Below are 18066 nucleotides of genomic sequence, written 5' to 3'. Positions count from 1 at the left end.
CCGACGAAGTCGATTCCAGTCCGCTTGCGAGAATCGGCTTAACGCAGCTTCGCGACGTCCTTGTCGCTCACCCGCGTGGCCGCCGGATTACCGAACTGCGTGGTCACGTAGTTGGTGAGCGCGGCAATCTGCGCGTCGTTCAACTGCGTGGCGAATGCCGGCATGCCGACATCGTTGCCTGCGCTCTTGCGGTGTACGCCGTGCAAGATCACCTGCACGAGGTTGCCCGGATTGGACGCACCCACCGTCGAGTTATGCAGCAGCGGCGGGTAGTACCCATCCGGTGTGCCCTTACCTGCCGCCTGGTGGCAGGTCGCACAGTTGCCGAGGTACAGGCGCGGCGGATCGAGCGTACCGTCGCTCAGTGCAACGCCGCGCAAACGCGTGACGTCCGTCGAGGGCTTACCCCATGCGTTGCGTGGCTGCGAACTGCTGTCGTTCACCGCCGGCACCGTGCGCACGTAGATGGCGATTGCGTCGATATCCGCGTCAGTCATCTTCGAGAAGCTGTGCTCGACTGCTTCGCCCATCGGACCAGCCGCTTGCGCGACGCCCGGCACGCTGCCGGTTTGCAGATATTGCACGAGCTGCGCGTGGCTCCAGCTGCCAATGCCGCTATTGGCCGACGACGTGATGTTGTAGCCATCCCAACCCGCCAGCACCGAGCCGCCGAGGAAGCCGCTGCCGGTTTCATCGAGCGCCTTCTCCTGCATCGCGAAACCGCGCGGTGTGTGGCAGGTGCTGCAATGCGCGAGGCCTTGCACGAGATACGCACCGCGATTCCATTCGACGCTCTGACTCGGCTTGGCCTCATACGGGCCGTTCTTCAGGAACACCCAGTTCCACGCAGTCAGCGGCCAGCGCATGTTGAGCGGCCACGGAATGTCGCTCGCGCGCGCGGCCTCATTTACCGGCGCAACGCCGTAGCGGAAGTAGGCATACAACGCCTTCACGTCATCGTCTCCAAGCTTCGCGTAGGACACGTACGGCATTGCCGGGTACAGGTTATGGCCGTCCTTTGAAACGCCTTTGCGAACCGCACGATCGAAGTCCTCGAGCGACCACGTGCCGATACCCGTTTGCGGGTCCGGCGTAATGTTGCTCGAATAGATCGTGCCGAGCATCGGCACTTTCAGCGGCAAGCCACCGGCAAACGGCTTGCCCTTGACGGTGCTATGGCAGGCCATGCAATCGCCCGCCGTTGCGAGATATTCGCCGCGTTTGATCAACGCGGTGTCATTGCTGCTCACCGCGCCAGCAGAATCGTCGGCCTGCGCCAATGCGGGCAGAATCAACGCACCGGCCAGCAGCCAGAAAAAGGTCTTTTTCAGCACGTTCAAACTTCCTTCTTCAACTGGTCGGCCATGCGGAGTGCCAGTGCGGCAATGGTCAGCGTCACGTTGACGGTACCCACCGTCGGCATCGTCGCGCTGCTCGAGATGAACAGATTCGGGTGATCGAAAGTCCGGCAATACTTGTCGACCACCGAATCGCGCGGGTCGCTGCCCATGATCGTCGCGCCCGTGATGTGGTTGTTCGGTGCGAACTCGTCCTGATACTCGATCTCCGTGCCGCCCAGCACTTTGGCTGCGTTCGCGTAGACCTCTTTCGTATGGACCGCGCCACGCTTCACGTAATCGTCGATCGCATAGGTAATTTCGGGGCGCGGAATGCCGATCGCGTCGACTTCGGACTTGCTCGGCACGATGCGGTTTTGCGGCTGCGGCAGGATTTCGTGGAAGCAGTCGAATTCGACAAAGCGTGCCGAACGGTCGCGAATCTGCGCGTCCAGTTCGGCCGGTTTGATCAGCTTGCCCCGCTTGAAAAGCTTCGCCGTTTCCTGATCGATGCGCGACAGGTTCGACAAGTGGATCTTTTTGGCGGCCTCGTTCGCACGGAATGCGCCGTCGCGAAAGCCGATCAGCGAGGTCATTTCCTGCGGACCGCGGCCCGGCCAGAGTTTTTCGTCCGCGTAGAACGTGACGCCCGTGCCCGGGTGGTCCATCAGATTGCGGCCCACCATGTCGGAGCTATTGCCCACGCCATTCGGGAAATCGTGGCTGGTGGACATCAGCATGATCTTCGGCGTTTCGATCCCGTTCGCGGCGAGCACGAAATACTTGCCTTCCACGCGATGCGCATTGCCCTGCGGATCTTTATACAAAGCGGCAGTGATGCGCTTGTTCGCACCGACTTCGAGCCTGTAGACAACCGCGTTGTCGATCAGCTTCGCGCCGGCCTGCTCCGCCTTTTCAACGTGCACGATGCCGTTGTACATCGCACCAATCGGGCAGATCGGCATGCAATTGTTGTTGCCGCAGCAGGTCGGGCGGCCATCGTACGGACGGCTGTTCCGCGCGACCGGTTCGGTCACGACGTGATAGCGCGAGTCGAACGCGTTGAGCTTGCCCTTGATGGTCTGCTCGTTATACGAGAGCGGCAGCGGCGCCATCGGGTACGGCTGGCTGCGCGGCGAACCGAGTTCTTCGTCTGTTGGGCCCCACACACCGAGTTCTTCTTCGGCGCGCTGGTAATACGGTTCCAGTTCCTCGTACCCCATCGGCCAGTCGCGGCCCACGCCATAGGTGGTCTTCATGCGGAAGTCGTTCGGCATGAAGCGCCATGCGGAAGCCGCCCAGTGCCAGGTCGTTCCGCCCACTGCGCGGATGTACTGCGAGTTGAATTTGTGCTCGCCCTTCAGGATCAGATAGTTGTTCGGCGGCCCGTATTCCGGATGCGGCGCCCATGCGCTCGACGGATACGGCGCCGAGTTATCCGACTTGTCGAACTGATTGCGAAAACGCTCGACAATCTCCCAGCGCGGCATGCGCGGGCCTGCTTCGAGCAGGATGACGGACTTGCCCGCGAGGGCCATTTGATGCGCGACGATCGCGCCCGCGACGCCCGACCCGACGACGACGATATCGGCTTGTAGTGTGTCGGCCATTGCTTAAGCTTGCCTTTCGACGGGTTTGGCGGCCCAGAAACCGGGTTTGTTGGGACAGTACGAGCGGATGATCAGCGTGTCGGAGACGACGCCGTACATCAGCGCCTGTTCATACGTGATCACCTGGTTGTCCACCGTGCCGAGATACCAGGCTTCCATGATCTTCAGCGCGAGCGCCTGTTGCGCGGCATCGGCGGAACCGCCTGCGAGTGCCCCGGCCAGCTTCGGCAACTGCTGCGCGAGATCGGGCGCGGACTGCTGCAACGCGGCCAGCAGGCGCGTGGCGACGTTGCGATCGAGATCGGATCTGGCGGTCAACGATCGCGACAGCGTCATGAAGGCGTCGATCGGCGCGGCGGCCGAGTCGTCGGCCAATGCCTTGAGCGCGAGTGAACCGGTCAGACCGGCTGCCGTCAACGCGAGCGCGCCTTGCAGCCAGCGGCGGCGCGTCATGGTGGACGGCTCGTCGCTCGCGGCATGCGCGCCGAAGGAAGTCCCCTTGAGGGACTCGTCGTGAGAGTCTTGTGGAGTCAATTGTTGTTTTTCCCTTGTGAGGCGTTTTATGCGTAATGCAGGTACTGCGAAGCGAAGGACGGCGCGAGCCGTAATGCGCGTTGTGATGCTTTCATGCTGCCTGCTGTCTTGCCGAAGATGCAGCCGGATGCGCTGAATGTAGCTGTAGCGCCAAAGCCGCGTTAGAACTGATGCATCATCCCGACATACACGCCGGTTTGCGATTCGCCCGCGAGCGGACTCGTATTATTGGCGGCATCGCGCGGCGACGCTTCAAGCGAAAAATTCGCGTTGCTGCTGTTGCTGACATAAGCCACCGTGCCGTACAGGAAGGTGCGCTTCGACAGGTTATAGGTCGTGCCGAGCGCATACATCATGGCGTGGCCGGACGGATCGTGCGAGGCATCGCCGCCGCCGTCGCCGACCCTGATGTAGTAACCGCCCCCTGTCACGGCCCAGCGCGGCTGGACGTTGTACGTGAGCCCGAGCCAGTAGTGATCGGCGCTGTCGGCCACACCCACCGGCGAATCCGGCGCCGCGTAATGCGTATACGCGCCCTGGATCTTCACTGCGTCGAAATGCACATTGGCACCGACGAAATATTCACGCGAGGCCTGGAAGATATTGCTGAAGCGGCCGTTGCTGTCGCGCAGTTCGTCGTAGATGCCGCGCACGTCGAAAAGCGGCGAGTGATACGTCAGCATGATGCCGTCGGAGCGGCCAGACTCACCCGCCGCACCGCTGTTGAACGCACCCGGCTGATTGCCGAAAGAGTATTGCCCCTGCACGTCGAAGCCCCACAATACCGGGCTGTGATACTCGACGTTATTACTGGTCTGCTGCCAGTTGCGCCCACGCACGAGCGATGCCGACGAAAATGCCTGCTGCACGAACGGGTCGAATTCCCACACCCCGTCGCTGTCGATGAACAGATTGCGCCCGGCTTGCAGCGTACCCCACTGGTCGCTCTTCAAACCCACGAAGGCACGCCGCGACCACAACCGTCCGCCACTGCTCGTGCCGTTCATGATTTGCAGACCGGTTTCCAGGTTGAAGATCGCATTCAGGCCGCCGCCCAGATCTTCATTGCCTTTGAGGCCCAGCATACTGGTGCCCCAATCGCCGCCTTCAGCACTCCATCGGCTCGAACTGCCGCCCGCGCCATTGTTGATGTGATTCAGATATTCCACGCCGCCGTCGAGACGGCCATATAACTCCACACTGGTTTGACCGTATGCCAGCGGACTTGCCACCGCCAGGGCCGCCATTAATTTGGTATGTAGTCTCATTGTTTTGCCGTGAGTTTTTTCTGTCGAAATGGTGGGCAAAGCCAAAGCCGATGAACAAAAACTACTCGCTTTGTCACATCGCGCCCCAACCTGACGCGGGCTGCGGACCAGCAGTGCGAGGCCCGTCAGTGGGTCTCGCGCAGACAGTTGAACGGTATGGGCAATGACCTGTTGCTCATACCGGGTTGTGCCGACATTACGCCGGATTGAATCAGTTTGCCGATGGGATGTTATAAAACTACACGCTTTGCGCACGCAACTATAGGTGATCGACGCTTCATAGCCTATCCGTTTGACGCAATAAACTTTTGCTATCAACGCGCTCGACATTGAAATCCGCAATCCAATCGGCACGCGCCAAAAGAAATCCCTGTCGGGGAGATCGCAAGGTACTCACGATAAGATAGTCGGTCATTCGGCCTCAGCCAAATCGAAACGCATTATTGTTATTTGACCATTCATCATTTGCCACTTGCCATGAACGCGCCTGAACTCACCGAAGACGAAATCCTCGGCCTCTACCAACGCGCGACCGAAACCGGCGCGGAATGGTGGCGCGTCAGCGTGGCGGACCGGCCGGAAAACTATCGGCTGGAGCATGGGGTGGATCAAGGCAACGGCACCGGATCGGTCGATATCGATCTGGTGGTCGACGCCGACGAACGCACCCGCTGGCGCCGCGAACAGGAACGCGGTGAGATCGACCGCACCGCGCTGGCGAAACTCGCCACCTCGCCCGGTTACCGCACGCCGTTTCGCACGCAGCGGGCGGCCAAAGGGCGTGACGTCGCCGTGACCTTGCTGATCGATCGCAGCGGTTCGATGGCCGGACGCAAGATTGAACTCGCGCGCCTGTGCGCGACGGCGTTGTGCGATGCGCTGACGCAGTTGTCGTTCGACTGCGAAGTGCTCGGCTATTGCTCGCTCGAGTCCGAGCCGATGAAGCAACTCTACGAACGGCAACTGGCGGCCGGCGCGGATTTGCGGCGCTTCAACCGCTTTGTCGAACGGCTCGATCTGAAAGTCTACAAACGCTTTGGCGCCACGGATCTGAGCGGCATCGCCAGAATCGATTGCGGCCACGAGAATCCGGACGGCGAGGCGCTGGCCTGGGCGGCGACGCGGCTCGCCGATCATCAAGCCGAGCGGCGCATCCTGATCGTGTTCTCAGACGGCTATCCGTCAACCGGCGACGGCGATCCGCACGTGCTGCGCCACGATCTGCGCGAACGTGTCGCGGCGATTCAGAAACGCGGCATCGAACTGGTGGGGATCGGCGTGCTGACCGATGCGGTCGAGGACTTCTATCCGCACAACGTGGTGGTGAGCCGCCTTGCCGAATTGCCGTCGACGGTGTTCTCGGTGTTGAGTTCGATGCTGCTCACGCGCTAGCGCATCAAAATGCATTCAACGGAATCTTCAGATAGCGCACACCATTCGCTTCCGGCTCTGGCGGCATACCCGCGCGAATATTGAGCTGGATCGCCGGCAGGATCAGCGTCGGCATGCCGAGCGTGCGATCACGCGCGGTGCGCATGGCGACAAAAGCCTCCTGCGTCACACCGTCGTGCAGATGAATATTGCTGTGGCGCTGTTCAGCAACGGTGGTCTGCCAGTTCGGCTCGCGTGACGGCGGCGGGTAGTCGTGACACATGCACAACCGTGTTTCCGGCGGCAACGTGAGCAGTGTGTGAACCGAGGCATATAAGGTATTCGCATCGCCGCCCGGAAAATCACAGCGCGCCGAGCCGACATCCGGCATAAACAGCGTATCGCCGACAAACACGGCGTCGCCAATCCGATAGGCCATATCCGCCGGCGTATGGCCGGGCACGTGCAGCGCCTCGCCACTCAGTTCGCCGATGCTGAAACGCTCGCCGGACGCGAACAGATGATCGAACTGGCGGCCGTCGGTATGCATGTCGTCGCCAAGATTGAAGATGCGCTTGAATGCGGCCTGGACAATGCAAATGCTTTCGCCAATCGCAATCTTGCCGCCCAACACCTCTTTCAGATAAGGCGCCGCCGATACATGATCGGCATGGGCATGCGTCTCCAGCAACCATTCGACCCGCAACCCATGCTGTCTGACGAAAGCAACAACGCGCTCGGCAGATTCGGTCGACGTGTGTCCGGATTTCGGATCGTAGTCGAGCACCGGATCGATCACGGCGCACGCCGAACCTTCAGACGCGTACACCACATAGGTAAACGTGCCGGTCACCGGATCGTAAAAGGCTTCTATCTGTGGTGTCATGGCGTGCTACACCAATTTGGGCGTGAACGAATACTGCTCGATCCCACCGCCCCGCGCGACCACGGCCGTACTCTCCGGAATCTCTTGCCACCAGCCCGGCAAATCCGCAAGCGGCTCCGACAACACGAGAAACGCGTCCTCACCGACCGCCGTGATGCGCGGGTCGTCCGGATACAGCTCGTGCAGATGCCGGAATGAGGTGCTGTGGAAGAGCGAACGCGATTGCCCTTCGCTCGAATAGCGAACTGCGATGACCTGCTCGCCGTCGGTTGCGCAGACCGCCATGTTCAGTGGTTCATCGACACCGTGTTTGCGCCCGACGTCCTCGACGAAACCCACCATTCGCTCGATCGCGGTAACCGGCGCCAGTTCGAGACCGAAGGTCAGCGCCAGAAAAAACAGCACCTCGGAATCCGTCGAGCCCTCGACCGACGGAAACAACGCCGGATTGATCGCCAGCATCAGATCGCGGCGTACCGCCGGATAGTTGCGCACCAGCCCGTTATGCATAAAGAGCCAGCGGCCATAGCGGAACGGATGACAGTTGGTTTCCTGCGACGGTGTGTCGGTGGCCGCGCGCACGTGCGCGACGAAGAGCGGCGCGCGGATGGCCCGCGCGGCCTCGCGCAGGTTGCGGTCACTCCAGGCGGGCTGGATGCTGCGGTAGCGAAACGGGATGTCGGTGGGATGCCCGTACCAGCCGATGCCAAAGCCGTCGCCGTTCGTGGTGGTCTGGCCGAGCCGCGAATGCAGGCTCTGATCGATCAAGGAGTGTTTGGCGTTGAACAGCACCGTTTCGACTTGAAGCGGGTTGCCGGTATAAGCGAGCCAACGGCACATGAGCTTTCCTCCTGTCGCGACGCGATGTCTGACGAACCTCGCCCAGCCTCGAATAGGCCCGCGCGCCGCCGTTCGCTATTTGACCACGGGTTGCATCTGCGCGATCGGTATCAGGAACTCTGAAAAACCGGTCAGGATAATTTGCACGCCGATGCACAGCAGCAGAAACGACGAAACGCGCATCGCGACCTTGGTGCCGTCGGCGCCGAGATACTTGGCGAAAACCACTGCACGGCTGTAGATCAGGTAGACGGTTGCGGCCACCAGGATTGAGATCACCACCGACGCGATGCTCGACAGCACGAACGCGGACAGCTTATGCGTGCGGTTCGCGGTCAGCGCGATCGCGGTGGCGATCGAACCCGGCCCGGTGGTGAGGGGGATAGTGAGGGGGAAGAACGCCTTCGACATGGCGTTATCCGAATCCACGCGTTTGACGGCCGGCTGCTCGGCCGGTTGCGTGTCGGGTGCATTGAGCATTTGCCAGCCGCCGACGGCAACCGCGAGCCCGCCGCCGATACGCAATGCCTCCATGGAGATGCCGAAGAAATGCAGAATCGGGGTGCCGACAAAGAAGGCGACGAGCATCACGCACATGACGTTGAAGGCGATTTTTTTGGCGAGCGCGGTGCGGTCTTCCGTGGTGAGCGATGCCGTCCGGTCGAGAAAGACGAACGCCATGCCGATTGGGTTGATGATGCTGATCAGCCCGGTAAAGCCAAAGAGGATATCCGAGATCAGACTTTCGACCATATGCGATCCGTTTCGGGCGGCGGCTCGAACGGGCTGGTTGTCGACTGGCTGCCCACCGATGCGCCGCGCTAAGTTGAAGTGCTGGACGCCTTCGGCCTGTCCAGATTAATGCTCGCGTTGCGAGGCTCAGATGATATCGCGGCGCGGCACGCAAATTGGGAAAAAAGGGGGCGATGCAAGCAGCGCGCGGCGTTGCACTGCAGCAAACGGGCAAAGAAAGATGCGCACGCAACTTTCGGAAAGCCTACACTTTTTTGACTTACTTTACGTAGTCAAAGCATCAGGCATAAAGTCTTCAGCGAAGCTGCGCTTTCAACGAGACGTACTCACCGGTTCGAGGAGTTGCCCCCATGTTGCTTCGTGTACTTGCTGCGCTGCCGTTCGTCGGCATTCTGCTCGGCATCCCGTTTGTGAATCGTGTCGAGCCGCTGGTGCTCGGCATGCCGTTCGTGCTGGCCTGGATCGTCATGTGGGTGGTGCTGAGTTCGATCATCATGGCGATCATTTACCGTCTGGACCCGAGCAACCGTCAGCTCGCGGCGGACGGCGAGGAGGTCCGATCATGAGCGCACTCGTCATCATTGCGGCGATTACCCTGTTTGCGCTGTACCTGGGCGTGCGCGCGCGGCGCGGTCACGACATGAGTCTCGAACAGTGGACCGTGGGCGGCCGCAGTTTCGGCACCGCGTTCGTGTTCCTGCTCATGGCGGGCGAGATCTACACCACTTTCACCTTCCTCGGCGGCAGCGGCTTTGCTTATGGCAAGGGCGCACCGGTCTACTACATTCTTGCCTACGGCACGCTCGCTTACATCCTCTCGTACTGGATGCTGCCGCCCATCTGGCGTTACGCCAAAAATCACCGGCTCGTCTCGCAGCCCCACTTCTTCGCGCGCAAGTACGACAGCCCGGCGCTCGGCACGCTCGTCGCGCTGGTCGGCGTGGCCGCGTTGATTCCGTACCTCGTGCTGCAACTCAAGGGCCTTGGCATCATCGTCGCAACAGCCTCGTATGGCGCGATTTCTTCGACGGCCGCCATATGGATCGGCGCGGCGGTGGTGACGGCTTACGTGATTGTCTCCGGCGTGCGCGGCTCGGCGTGGAATTCGGTCGTGAAAGATCTGCTGATTCTGGCGATCGTGCTGTTTCTCGGCATCTATTTGCCGTTGCACTATTACGGCGGCTTCGGCGCGATGTTCCACGCAATCGATGCCGCGCGCCCGGGTTTCCTGACCTTCCCGGCCAAGGGGTCGAGCGTGACCTGGTTCCAGTCGACCGTGCTCCTGACCGCGCTGGGCTTCTTCATGTGGCCGCACACGTTCGGTTCGATTTACACAGCGAAGGACGAGCGTATTTTCCGGCGCAACGCGATGGTACTGCCGCTGTACCAGCTCATTCTGCTGTTCGTGTTCTTCGTGGGCTTTGCGGCGACGCTGAAGGTGCCGGGCCTGAAGGGTGGCGACATCGACCTGTCGCTGTTCCGCCTGTCGTTGCAGACTTTCGACCCGTGGTTCGTCGGCGTGATCGGCGCGGCGGGGATTCTGACGGCGCTGGTGCCGGGATCGATGATTTTGACGTCGGCCTCCACGCTGCTCGCCAACGACGTGTATCGCGGCATGGTGAACCGCAATGCGTCGGATGCGACGGTGACCAAGCTCGCGCGCTTCCTGGTGCCGGTGGTGGCACTGGTGGCGGTGGGTTTTACGCTGCACGGCGGCGAGACCATCGTGGCGTTGCTGCTGATGGGCTACAGCTTCGTGACCCAGCTGTTTCCGGCGGTGATCTGCAGTTTGCTGCGGCGTAACCGGGCGACCAAGTATGGCGCGTTTTGCGGGATTCTGGCGGGCGTCGCGGTGGTCGCCCTGACGACCACCATGCATCTGAGTGTTGCGCAGTTGATGCCGTTTTTGCCTGACGCACTGAAGGACGTCAATATCGGCTTCCTGGCGTTGGCCGTGAACATCATTGTTTTTGCTGCGGTGAGCGCTATGACGCAGCCGCGGCCGGTCGAGCAGACTCACGCGCCGGTGCACTAAGGTTTCCTGCGGCTCTTCCTGTATTGCGGTTGAAGGGGCTGGTCGCCTTGGGCGCCAGCCTTTTTTGTGCTTTCACGCTATGCGCTGCGGCACGCCTATCGTCCGTGGAGCTACCGATGCAGTCGCCCGTTCTCCGAGTCGCTCGTCCAACCAATGATCTGCGCAAGCTCGCCGATTTCTATACCAGAGGGTTAGACTTCGAGGTTCTCGCCCGCTTCGAAAATCACGAGGGTTTCGACGGCATCGTGCTTGGGCGGCGTGGGGATAAAAAACATGAGGAGCGAATGAATGAACTATCTTCTTTACTACTCGCCGGGCGCGGCAAGCATGGCAGTTCACTGGATGATGATAGAAATGGGCATCCCGTTCGACGCCCGTCTCGTCGACATCGACGCCGGCAATCAACGGAACCCTGAATACCTGCGGCTGAATCCCTCAGGCCGCGTTCCTACGCTGGTGGTCGACGGAACGCCGCGCCACGAGTCGGCCGCGTTGCTCATCCTGCTGGCCGAGCGGCATCCTGACGCCGCCCTGGCACCTGCGCCCGGCTCCGCTGATCGTGCTGCATGGCTGGAGCTCATGGTCTATCTGGCCAACACGCTCTTGCCCGCCATGCGCGACTGGTTTTACGCGGATGTCGACGGCGATCCTGCCGGCGCCGAAGCAGTCCGGGCGCTCGCGCAGCGGCGCATCGAGGAAGCCTGTGACCGGCTCGACGCAGATCTCGCCGACGGACGTGACTATCTGGTCGGTGGCGAGTTCAGCACCGCCGATTTCCTCGCGGTCGTGATAATGCGCTGGACACGCAATATGCCGCGCCCCGCACTTGGCTGGCCGCATCTCGCGCGCTATATTCGCGGGCTGCGCGCCCTCCCCTCGTTCATCGAATTGAATGCGCGGGAAGGGCTCACCGAATGGCGCAACCAGGACGATTGATGCGCGCTCAACCAATTGGCGGCCGGTGGTGGTCGGCAGGACCGACCGGCCGTGGAAACCGCGTGAAAGCCACTCGCCAGTTAGTTCGCTCGCGTGCCGACGATCACAATGCCGCGTGACAGTCCGCTCACGTTATCGACCGCCTGGGCCCCTGCATACAGTTGCGTGACCGGCACCCACACCGCCGGATACTTGTGAACTGAAGCGCTGCTCATTCGACCTGTCGCACGTCACCGCCGAAGTCGATCCAACGGAACTGATGGCCTGAACATGGCAATTGAATCCCCCTGCATCGACATCTGCAAAATCGACGGCAAAACGGGCTTCTGCATTGGATGCCTGCGGACCCGGGAGACGCAAACCCCGTAACGGCGCCAGTCAGTTCGCCCGGTCGACGAACGCATAACTGTTCTTGCCGCTGCGCTTGACCCGGTACATCGCTTCATCTGCCGCGGCCACGAGGCGATGGTAATCGTCGATGGGATCCGGAAAACTGGCGATGCCGATGCTGGCGCGAACCAGTCCGACGCCCATCTCCTTGTCTGTTTGAACCACGCAGGCAATGAGCCGCCGGGCAATTTCACTGAGCTCCGCATCTGTCGAAAATTCTCGAACCAGGACAGCGAATTCGTCACCGCCGATCCGGGCGACGACATCGACTTTACGCACCGACTCACGAAAGCGTTTCGAAACCGCAATCAGAAACTCATCACCGACGCGGTGGCCGAGCGAATCATTGACCTGCTTGAATCCATCCAGATCGACATACAGCACGGCAAGTTTGCAAGACGCCGCCACTGCGGGCGATTTCGTCGCAGCCGCTTCGAGCGTGGCGAACAGCTTGCGCCGGTTCGGCAAGCCGGTCATCGCGTCGTGCAGCGCCGCGTGCTCGAATTCGTGCGACTGGCCTGCCAGTTGACGATTCCGTTTGGCATACATTCCCAGCGCGGTGATCAGCATGCAGAACAGCAACGCCGCCAACGCGATGAGCGTGCGCGCGACGTGGGCAATCCGCATGCGTACGTCGGCGCTGTCGGTGTCGCGCTGCGCTCGCCAGTACGTCGACACGTCACTCAACAAGGCATCCGTGCCGCGCAGATCGGCGTCGGGTGTGAGCGAAGATGGGGGCAGATGCGGCGCCGCCGACGGACTCGCATTTACCAGCGCCGCGAGTGAGGTAAGGCGATGGGTGAGTTCGGTTCGAGCGTGCAGATACCCGGCGGTTTTGGTCGCCGTGGCGTCGGGCAGTTGCGCCCAGATGCCGACCAGACTCCGGGCGCTTTCCGTCCGTTCAACCGCGTCGAGAACCAGTCCCGCATATTCCTGCTTCAATTGATCGGAAAAGATCGTCCTGATTTGCAGCGCAAGATACAAAAGGCCAATCAGCAGACAAACCAGCGAGGCGGCGGCGATCGCAGCCGGGCCCGGCCTGAAGCGGATCGCAAAGGCACGCCCACGAGCGGCGCGCTGGATGCGAATCCCATCAGGGATGGGAATAGGTGTCTTGCTGGCTTCCGGTGCCATGCTGGCGATAGCTTACGCGCCGAAAGAACGAACTCATCCGGGCGAACAGACTCTCCTTGTGTCTGGCATTCGCCGTCGAACGAGACCGGCGATCCTGCTGGGCGAGACGCGCGTCTTTGCCAGAACGGTTCGACGCCAACTGCTGGGATGGGCGCGCCGGGCGCTGAGCGGCAGGGACAGAAGACGCGGCGGCACCACGTGTTGCGTCGGCCATGCTGGGTTGACTGGCCCTAGGCGTCGGGATTCGCGTGACTGGACCGGACCAGGAGGCCTGTTTGCTTCCTTCTTCTCCGTCCGATGCTGCCGCTGTCGCCTGCATGTGCGCTGTTGCCGGTGTACCTGCCGTTGTCTGCGTTGCCTTTGTCACTGGCGTGGCGACAGTTGCGTGCATGCCGGACGCCGTCCGCTTCGCTGCGGCCGTCGTCGCCGATTGCGGCGCTGCCGCGAAAATTGCCGCCCCTGGCGGTGCCATCGATTTCGCCGACGCCGGGCCTACAGCCGCCGACGCAGCGGTGCCGAGCGCCTGCCGCGCGCCCTTCATGGCCTCGGCATACGCTTGCTGATCGTGGTTGAACCAGACGCCGTACGCCACCGTACCCACCACGCCAAAAGCTAGCGCGCTTGCCGTCGCGACACATAGTGCAAGACGTCCGAATCGCACGGGCGGTGCCGCAGCCACCGGCTCAGCGCCGGCGTCGAAACCAGTATCCGGATTCTCTCCGGCAGAATTTGGCAAATCGGTATCGTTGAGCATCGCAATACTCGGAAATCCTTATGTCTGACGTTTAGGCAGACATTGTTCGCACGATTCAACGGCGGTCGATCTGGAATTGTTAGAGGAATGTGTTCCGCTACGCCGGGTAGCGGCCATACGGTGATGCTGCGCTTTAAACGCCAGTTTTGCGAGCCTGCTGTGCATCGATAAAACAGGTAAAAGATTCAACACCGTGTGTATCTACGGGTAGCGCAGCGAGCCGGTGCAGGCCGCGCCTACGCTGCGCTGGAGGCCGGCGATTTGACCATGCGCCGCGGCTCTCTGCCATGCAATAAACACGCCAATATGAAACGCTGATTTGCGGCCACCGCTTAAAACGCTACGCAGGCTCATGGGGACGCATGGGGCCCCATACTGAAGCCGGCGCCTATTGCACGGTGATCGTTTCTTTCATATTCGGGTGGATGCCGCAAAACACCTTGTACACGCCCGGTTTGTCGAACTTGAACTGGTACGTGTCGTTCTGATCGAGCGCGGCGGAACGGAACATGCCCGCGTCGTTCACAACCGTATGCGGCTCGCCGTCGAGATTTTTCCATGTCACTGTGGAGCCGGCTTTGACCGTTAGCGCCATCGGCGAAAACATGAAGTTCTTGATGACCACGGCGTTGGGCGTCTCTGCCCGCGCAACGGAAAGTCCCGCCGACGCCGCGATAAACGTCGAACTCCCGAGCAGCACAAAGAACGTGCGGCGAATAGTATTAGTTTGCATAACTGATCTCCTGCGAGAAAAAAATCCTGAAATCAAACGAGCGTCGTATCGGCAAGCGTCGCTTTGAGCGGATGACGCGCGATTTTTATGCTGGTCACACCGAGCATCTTCGGGAGCTGGTCGCTCGCGACCGTAAGAGGCCCAGGGCCGGGACCATTGCCAGCGGTCGGCTGCGGATAGGCTGTTGAGCGCGCGGTATGGAAGGTGATATTGCCTTCGACCTTCGACACGATCTGGTGAATATGGCCGTTCAGCACGGTTACCGAGCCAAAGCGCTTCAGATAGCTCATTGCCTGACCGGCGTCGCCCGTGCCCCACCCCCACGGCTCGTAGATCGTCCACATCGGCATATGTGCAAAGACGACAATCGGCGTGCTGGACGAGCGGCCCTTCAGGTCGTTTTCCAGCCAGGCGAGTTGATCGTCGCCGAGTCCACCCAGGCCGTTAGGCTTGAAATGCATCACGTTGACGAGCGCGACGAAGTGCACGCCGTTGTGGTCGAAGCTGTAATAGCCTTTATTGTCCGACGCCTTGCCGAAGCGGTTGAAGTATTCGGTTCCGGGGCCGTCTGTCACGTCGTGCTCGCCCGGCACGGTGTGGAGTTCCGTGATATTCAGGCCCGACATCAACTGCGCCGCCAGATCGAACTCTGCCGGCTTGGAGAGATGCGTGATGTCGCCCGTATGGATGGTCAGTGCAGGCTTGACCGGCATGGCGTTGACGTAGTCGATCGTCTGTTTGAGCGTGCCTGCAACGTCCGGGTTGGCTTCCTTATTGAAGCCGATATGCGAATCGCTGATCTGCAGAAAAAGCGGCAGCCCCACGGACGTCGAGGATGATTTCGCGTCGGCCGCGAGCGCCAGTTCCACCGGCGTGAGAATGCCGCCGGCAAGAACGAAGACCGTGCCGACTCCACCGAAGGCGAGACATCTCAGCGCGCCGCGGCGTGAGGGGTTAAATGCAGGGTTGAATGCAGGATCGGATGAATGGTGTGACGACATGTTGACCTCACGATAAGGATTCGCAGGCAAACCGCGGGATCATCCCGCGGGCCTCACGACTCGGTTCATCAGGAAGACTGCGGTGCCGCCGGTTTTATTCCCGGAACAGAAAATTTGGCGCGCTGGTTAGCGAATCCAGCCGCATGGACCTATATGTCTGACGCCAGAACAAATGGGAATAGCCGCGCCGCGGCGGCGGTCTTGCAGATGAGAGAACCTGAAAGGAGTAGCTAACATGGACATCATCGGCATGGCCCGTGCCTCGGGCATGGCGGTCATCCTGGACGGCAGGATTGGTCGCGAGGAGTATCAGAGCGTGTGCGGTTCGCTATCCGCGTTACAGCGATTTGCGGAAGCGGTGCAGGGTGCGGTACAACAGAGGAGCGGATATCAGAAGCGCACCACCACGCCCGTGCGCAGAGCGTGAGACAAGGCCGGCCCGGCGTGGCTGCGCGTACGACGCGGCTCGCCTGCGGTCTCCCAAGCCGTTTTCCGGAGCATACGAATTGACGGGAGGGTAATGTGCCACCGGAATTTCAGCTCATTCTGCGCCGCCTGCAACTCGGATCGGGCGTGGTGCTGCTCATTTATCTATTTTTGCACCTGGTCAATCATGCGCTCGGCATCTGGTCGCTCGATCTTGCCGGACGCGGACTCACGTTCGCTCTGTTGATCTGGCATAGCGTGCCTGGCACGATCCTGCTGTACGGTTCGGCCCTTCTGCATTTCGCGCTGGCTGTGCACACGATTTACGGGCGTCGTCACTGGGCGCTCCCACCCGCCGAATGGATCCGGTTGTGGGCCGGACTCAGCCTGCCTCTGCTGCTGATCCGGCATGCGGTCGCGACGCGCCTCGCGGCATCGCTGTATGGTTTCGAGCCGAACTACGAGCGGATCGTGATCGCGCTGATCGCGAGCGGCACGCAGGGTCTGCAGCTAGCACTGCTTGCGCCGGGCTGGATCCATGGCTGCCTCGGCGTGTGGTTTCGATTGCGTCACTATCCGGCGATGCAACGCGCGAGGCCCGCACTGCTTGCCCTGCTCATTGTTTTGCCATTGCTGTCCGCCGTGGGTTTTCTGCGGATGAAGCAAGCTGTCGTAGCAATGCATGCTGTCCTCCCTGCGCCTGATTCGAAACTGCTGGCACACCGGCTTGTGCTCGATACGTGGCGTCACAGTCTCGTCACGCTTTACCTTGCCGTGCTCGTTAGCGCGCTTCTGGCGGGTCTGGTGCGGAATTGGCTGGAGCGACGACCGCGTTCGGCATGATCCAGCAACTGCGCCAATCTCATCGATCCAGTTTGGAGCTTGCTGGATGATCAGCGGTTGCGACGCGTGCAGCCAATGAATGTAGTCGTGCCGTGGCCCGCATCGCGGAGGATGCGGGCCACGGCCCTGCCCTTTACGACGGCTAGATACCGTCTATCTGGCTTACCGGGCTTACCGGACTTATTGCGCCTGCTGCGCTTGCGGCTTCAGCTTGAACTTGCCTTGATACCGGATCGTCGGACGCAGTGACTGTGTCGTCGGCGCGGTCATCAACATCTGACGTGCAAGCGGCGCGGCAGTTGGGCTCAGCGAGCCGATGCTGGTTGCCCGCGACGGATCCGCCAGACCGTTCTTCACCAGCAGCTTGGCCTCGAGTTGCAGACTGGTCAGCAAAACCGGATCCTTCAGCGCGTTACCCTGCGCCAGCAACTGACTCCACGCGTTGTTGCTGTAGTTCGTCACGTAGTAGTCGAGACCGCTCGGATCCGCGAGCACAGCGGAACAGCCGTTCAGGCGAACCTGCGTTTGCACGTCCTTCATCGCAATCGTCTTGCGCGATGTCAGTCCGTCGCCATAGGCCAGCGTCAACGGAATGGTCCATTGCGTGCCGGGATACTGGTTCTGGTTCGGGAATGGCGACTGCTTCAGCGTGACCACCGTCTGATTGGTCGTCAGATCGCACTGGGTGTCGAGCGAAATCAAAGGTACGCCGGTTTGCCGCACGAAACTGTCGCCAATCGCGACCATCGGCTCACCGCTTGCTTTGGCCAGTTCGTCCCACAAACGCTTCGGCGTGCCGTTGCCGAGCGAATAGTCGGCCAGATACGACTGCAGCCCCTTGCGCAACACGTCCTCGCCCAGATAGTTCTCCAGCATCTTCAGTACATGGCCGCCTTTGTCGTACGTAAAGGCGCTTGCGCTCAGCACGAAGTCGTTCGACGCCCAGCCGTTGAAGTTCGGCTGCACCGGGAACGCAGTGGATTTCAGATCAGCGTTGATCACCGCGTACTTGTTCTTCACGTCGTCGACCCAACTGAAGCGATCCGGGAAGAAGCGCACCTTGGTCTTGTTTTCGAAGAACGTCGCGAACGATTCGTTCAGCCACACGTCGTCCCACCAGTCGAGCGTAACCAGATCGCCGAACCATTGGTGCGCGGCTTCATGCGTCAGAACCGTCACGCCATAGTCGGACATGGTGGTGCCCGGCGCCGGCAG

General features: G+C 61.0%; 17 protein-coding genes and 3 pseudogenes. 8 read left to right on the top strand and 12 right to left on the bottom strand.

The annotated features are described in order from the left end of the window. Positions 1-38: 38 nt before the first annotated feature. From VFE81_RS10280 to VFE81_RS10265, 4 genes are all read right to left on the bottom strand, one after another. A complete protein-coding gene (locus VFE81_RS10280; RefSeq protein ID WP_325044485.1) occupies positions 39-1334 on the bottom strand; it encodes a cytochrome c in 1296 nt (431 codons plus the stop codon). A gap of 2 nt (positions 1335-1336) precedes the next feature. After that, complete coding sequence (locus VFE81_RS10275) at positions 1337-2947, bottom strand: GMC family oxidoreductase (protein WP_325044484.1); 1611 nt, start codon at positions 2945-2947, stop codon at positions 1337-1339. Positions 2948-2950: 3 nt separating this feature from the next. Then, positions 2951-3400: a sugar dehydrogenase complex small subunit gene (locus tag VFE81_RS10270; protein WP_325044499.1), complete on the bottom strand. Its 450-nt coding sequence runs from the start codon at positions 3398-3400 to the stop codon at positions 2951-2953. 242 nt (positions 3401-3642) lie between these two features. Next, the gene (locus VFE81_RS10265; RefSeq protein WP_325044498.1) at positions 3643-4728 is read right to left on the bottom strand and encodes a porin; all 1086 of its coding nucleotides are present in this window, start codon (positions 4726-4728) and stop codon (positions 3643-3645) included. Positions 4729-5400: 672 nt separating this feature from the next. On the opposite strand from VFE81_RS10265, the pseudogene VFE81_RS10260 reads away from it, so the two are divergent. Then, a pseudogene (locus VFE81_RS10260) lies at positions 5401-6141 on the top strand (cobaltochelatase CobT-related protein); the annotation flags it as partial. A gap of 4 nt (positions 6142-6145) precedes the next feature. Here the strand turns inward: VFE81_RS10260 and VFE81_RS10255 are convergent. The 3 genes from VFE81_RS10255 to VFE81_RS10245 all read right to left on the bottom strand — a co-directional run bounded on the left by VFE81_RS10255 (position 6146) and on the right by VFE81_RS10245 (position 8599). Next, positions 6146-7006 (bottom strand): MBL fold metallo-hydrolase, encoded by an 861-nt coding sequence (locus VFE81_RS10255; protein WP_325044483.1) that lies wholly within the window; start codon positions 7004-7006, stop codon positions 6146-6148. Between the two features lie 6 nt (positions 7007-7012). Further along, positions 7013-7846 carry a class II glutamine amidotransferase gene (locus VFE81_RS10250; RefSeq protein ID WP_325044482.1) on the bottom strand — a complete coding sequence of 278 codons (834 nt, stop codon included), beginning with the start codon at positions 7844-7846 and terminating at the stop codon, positions 7013-7015. 75 nt (positions 7847-7921) lie between these two features. Further along, the gene (locus VFE81_RS10245; RefSeq protein ID WP_325044481.1) at positions 7922-8599 is read right to left on the bottom strand and encodes a MarC family protein; all 678 of its coding nucleotides are present in this window, start codon (positions 8597-8599) and stop codon (positions 7922-7924) included. Between the two features lie 350 nt (positions 8600-8949). Between VFE81_RS10245 and VFE81_RS10240 the strand changes: the two genes are divergently transcribed. From VFE81_RS10240 to VFE81_RS10225, 4 genes and pseudogenes are all read left to right on the top strand, one after another. Further along, complete coding sequence (locus VFE81_RS10240; protein ID WP_325044480.1) at positions 8950-9165, top strand: DUF3311 domain-containing protein; 216 nt, start codon at positions 8950-8952, stop codon at positions 9163-9165. After that, positions 9162-10634, top strand: a complete 1473-nt coding sequence (locus tag VFE81_RS10235; RefSeq protein WP_325044479.1) for a sodium:solute symporter — start codon at positions 9162-9164, stop codon at positions 10632-10634. The genes VFE81_RS10240 and VFE81_RS10235 overlap by 4 nt, the downstream gene beginning before the upstream one ends. Before the next feature lie 116 nt (positions 10635-10750). After that, positions 10751-10897 (top strand): annotated as a pseudogene (locus tag VFE81_RS10230) (VOC family protein); the annotation flags it as partial. 25 nt (positions 10898-10922) lie between these two features. Continuing rightward, the gene (locus VFE81_RS10225; RefSeq protein WP_325044478.1) at positions 10923-11570 is read left to right on the top strand and encodes a glutathione S-transferase family protein; all 648 of its coding nucleotides are present in this window, start codon (positions 10923-10925) and stop codon (positions 11568-11570) included. Between the two features lie 80 nt (positions 11571-11650). Here the strand turns inward: VFE81_RS10225 and VFE81_RS10220 are convergent, their stop codons facing one another. Beyond that, positions 11651-11785, bottom strand: coding sequence for a phytochelatin synthase family protein (locus VFE81_RS10220; RefSeq protein ID WP_325044477.1), 135 nt, complete (start codon positions 11783-11785; stop codon positions 11651-11653). A 55-nt stretch (positions 11786-11840) separates the two neighbouring features. On the opposite strand from VFE81_RS10220, the pseudogene VFE81_RS10215 reads away from it, so the two are divergent. Then, positions 11841-11924: pseudogene (locus VFE81_RS10215) on the top strand (DUF1289 domain-containing protein); the annotation flags it as partial. Positions 11925-11948: 24 nt separating this feature from the next. Here VFE81_RS10215 and VFE81_RS10210 read toward each other — a convergent pair. The 3 genes from VFE81_RS10210 to VFE81_RS10200 all read right to left on the bottom strand — a co-directional run bounded on the left by VFE81_RS10210 (position 11949) and on the right by VFE81_RS10200 (position 15582). Then, positions 11949-13094, bottom strand: coding sequence for a GGDEF domain-containing protein (locus VFE81_RS10210; RefSeq protein WP_325044476.1), 1146 nt, complete (start codon positions 13092-13094; stop codon positions 11949-11951). A gap of 1142 nt (positions 13095-14236) precedes the next feature. Then, entirely contained in the window at positions 14237-14581 is a 345-nt protein-coding gene (locus VFE81_RS10205; RefSeq protein WP_325044475.1) for a cupredoxin domain-containing protein, read from the bottom strand. 32 nt (positions 14582-14613) lie between these two features. Continuing rightward, positions 14614-15582: a metallophosphoesterase family protein gene (locus VFE81_RS10200; protein ID WP_325044474.1), complete on the bottom strand. Its 969-nt coding sequence runs from the start codon at positions 15580-15582 to the stop codon at positions 14614-14616. A 235-nt stretch (positions 15583-15817) separates the two neighbouring features. Between VFE81_RS10200 and VFE81_RS10195 the strand changes: the two genes are divergently transcribed. Continuing rightward, positions 15818-16009, top strand: coding sequence for a hypothetical protein (locus tag VFE81_RS10195; RefSeq protein WP_325044473.1), 192 nt, complete (start codon positions 15818-15820; stop codon positions 16007-16009). A gap of 95 nt (positions 16010-16104) precedes the next feature. Then, positions 16105-16851 carry a hypothetical protein gene (locus tag VFE81_RS10190; protein ID WP_325044472.1) on the top strand — a complete coding sequence of 249 codons (747 nt, stop codon included), beginning with the start codon at positions 16105-16107 and terminating at the stop codon, positions 16849-16851. A gap of 180 nt (positions 16852-17031) precedes the next feature. Here VFE81_RS10190 and VFE81_RS10185 read toward each other — a convergent pair. Then, positions 17032-18066, bottom strand: a 1035-nt coding sequence (locus VFE81_RS10185) for a M1 family metallopeptidase (RefSeq protein ID WP_325044471.1), incomplete at its 5' end; no start/stop codon positions are given.

The sequence above is a fragment of the Paraburkholderia sp. genome (genome assembly GCF_035656215.1).
Lineage (GTDB): Bacteria > Pseudomonadota > Gammaproteobacteria > Burkholderiales > Burkholderiaceae > Paraburkholderia.
The sequence above is the reverse complement of the archived record's forward strand: the minus strand, read 5'-3'. Positions and strand labels throughout refer to the sequence as shown.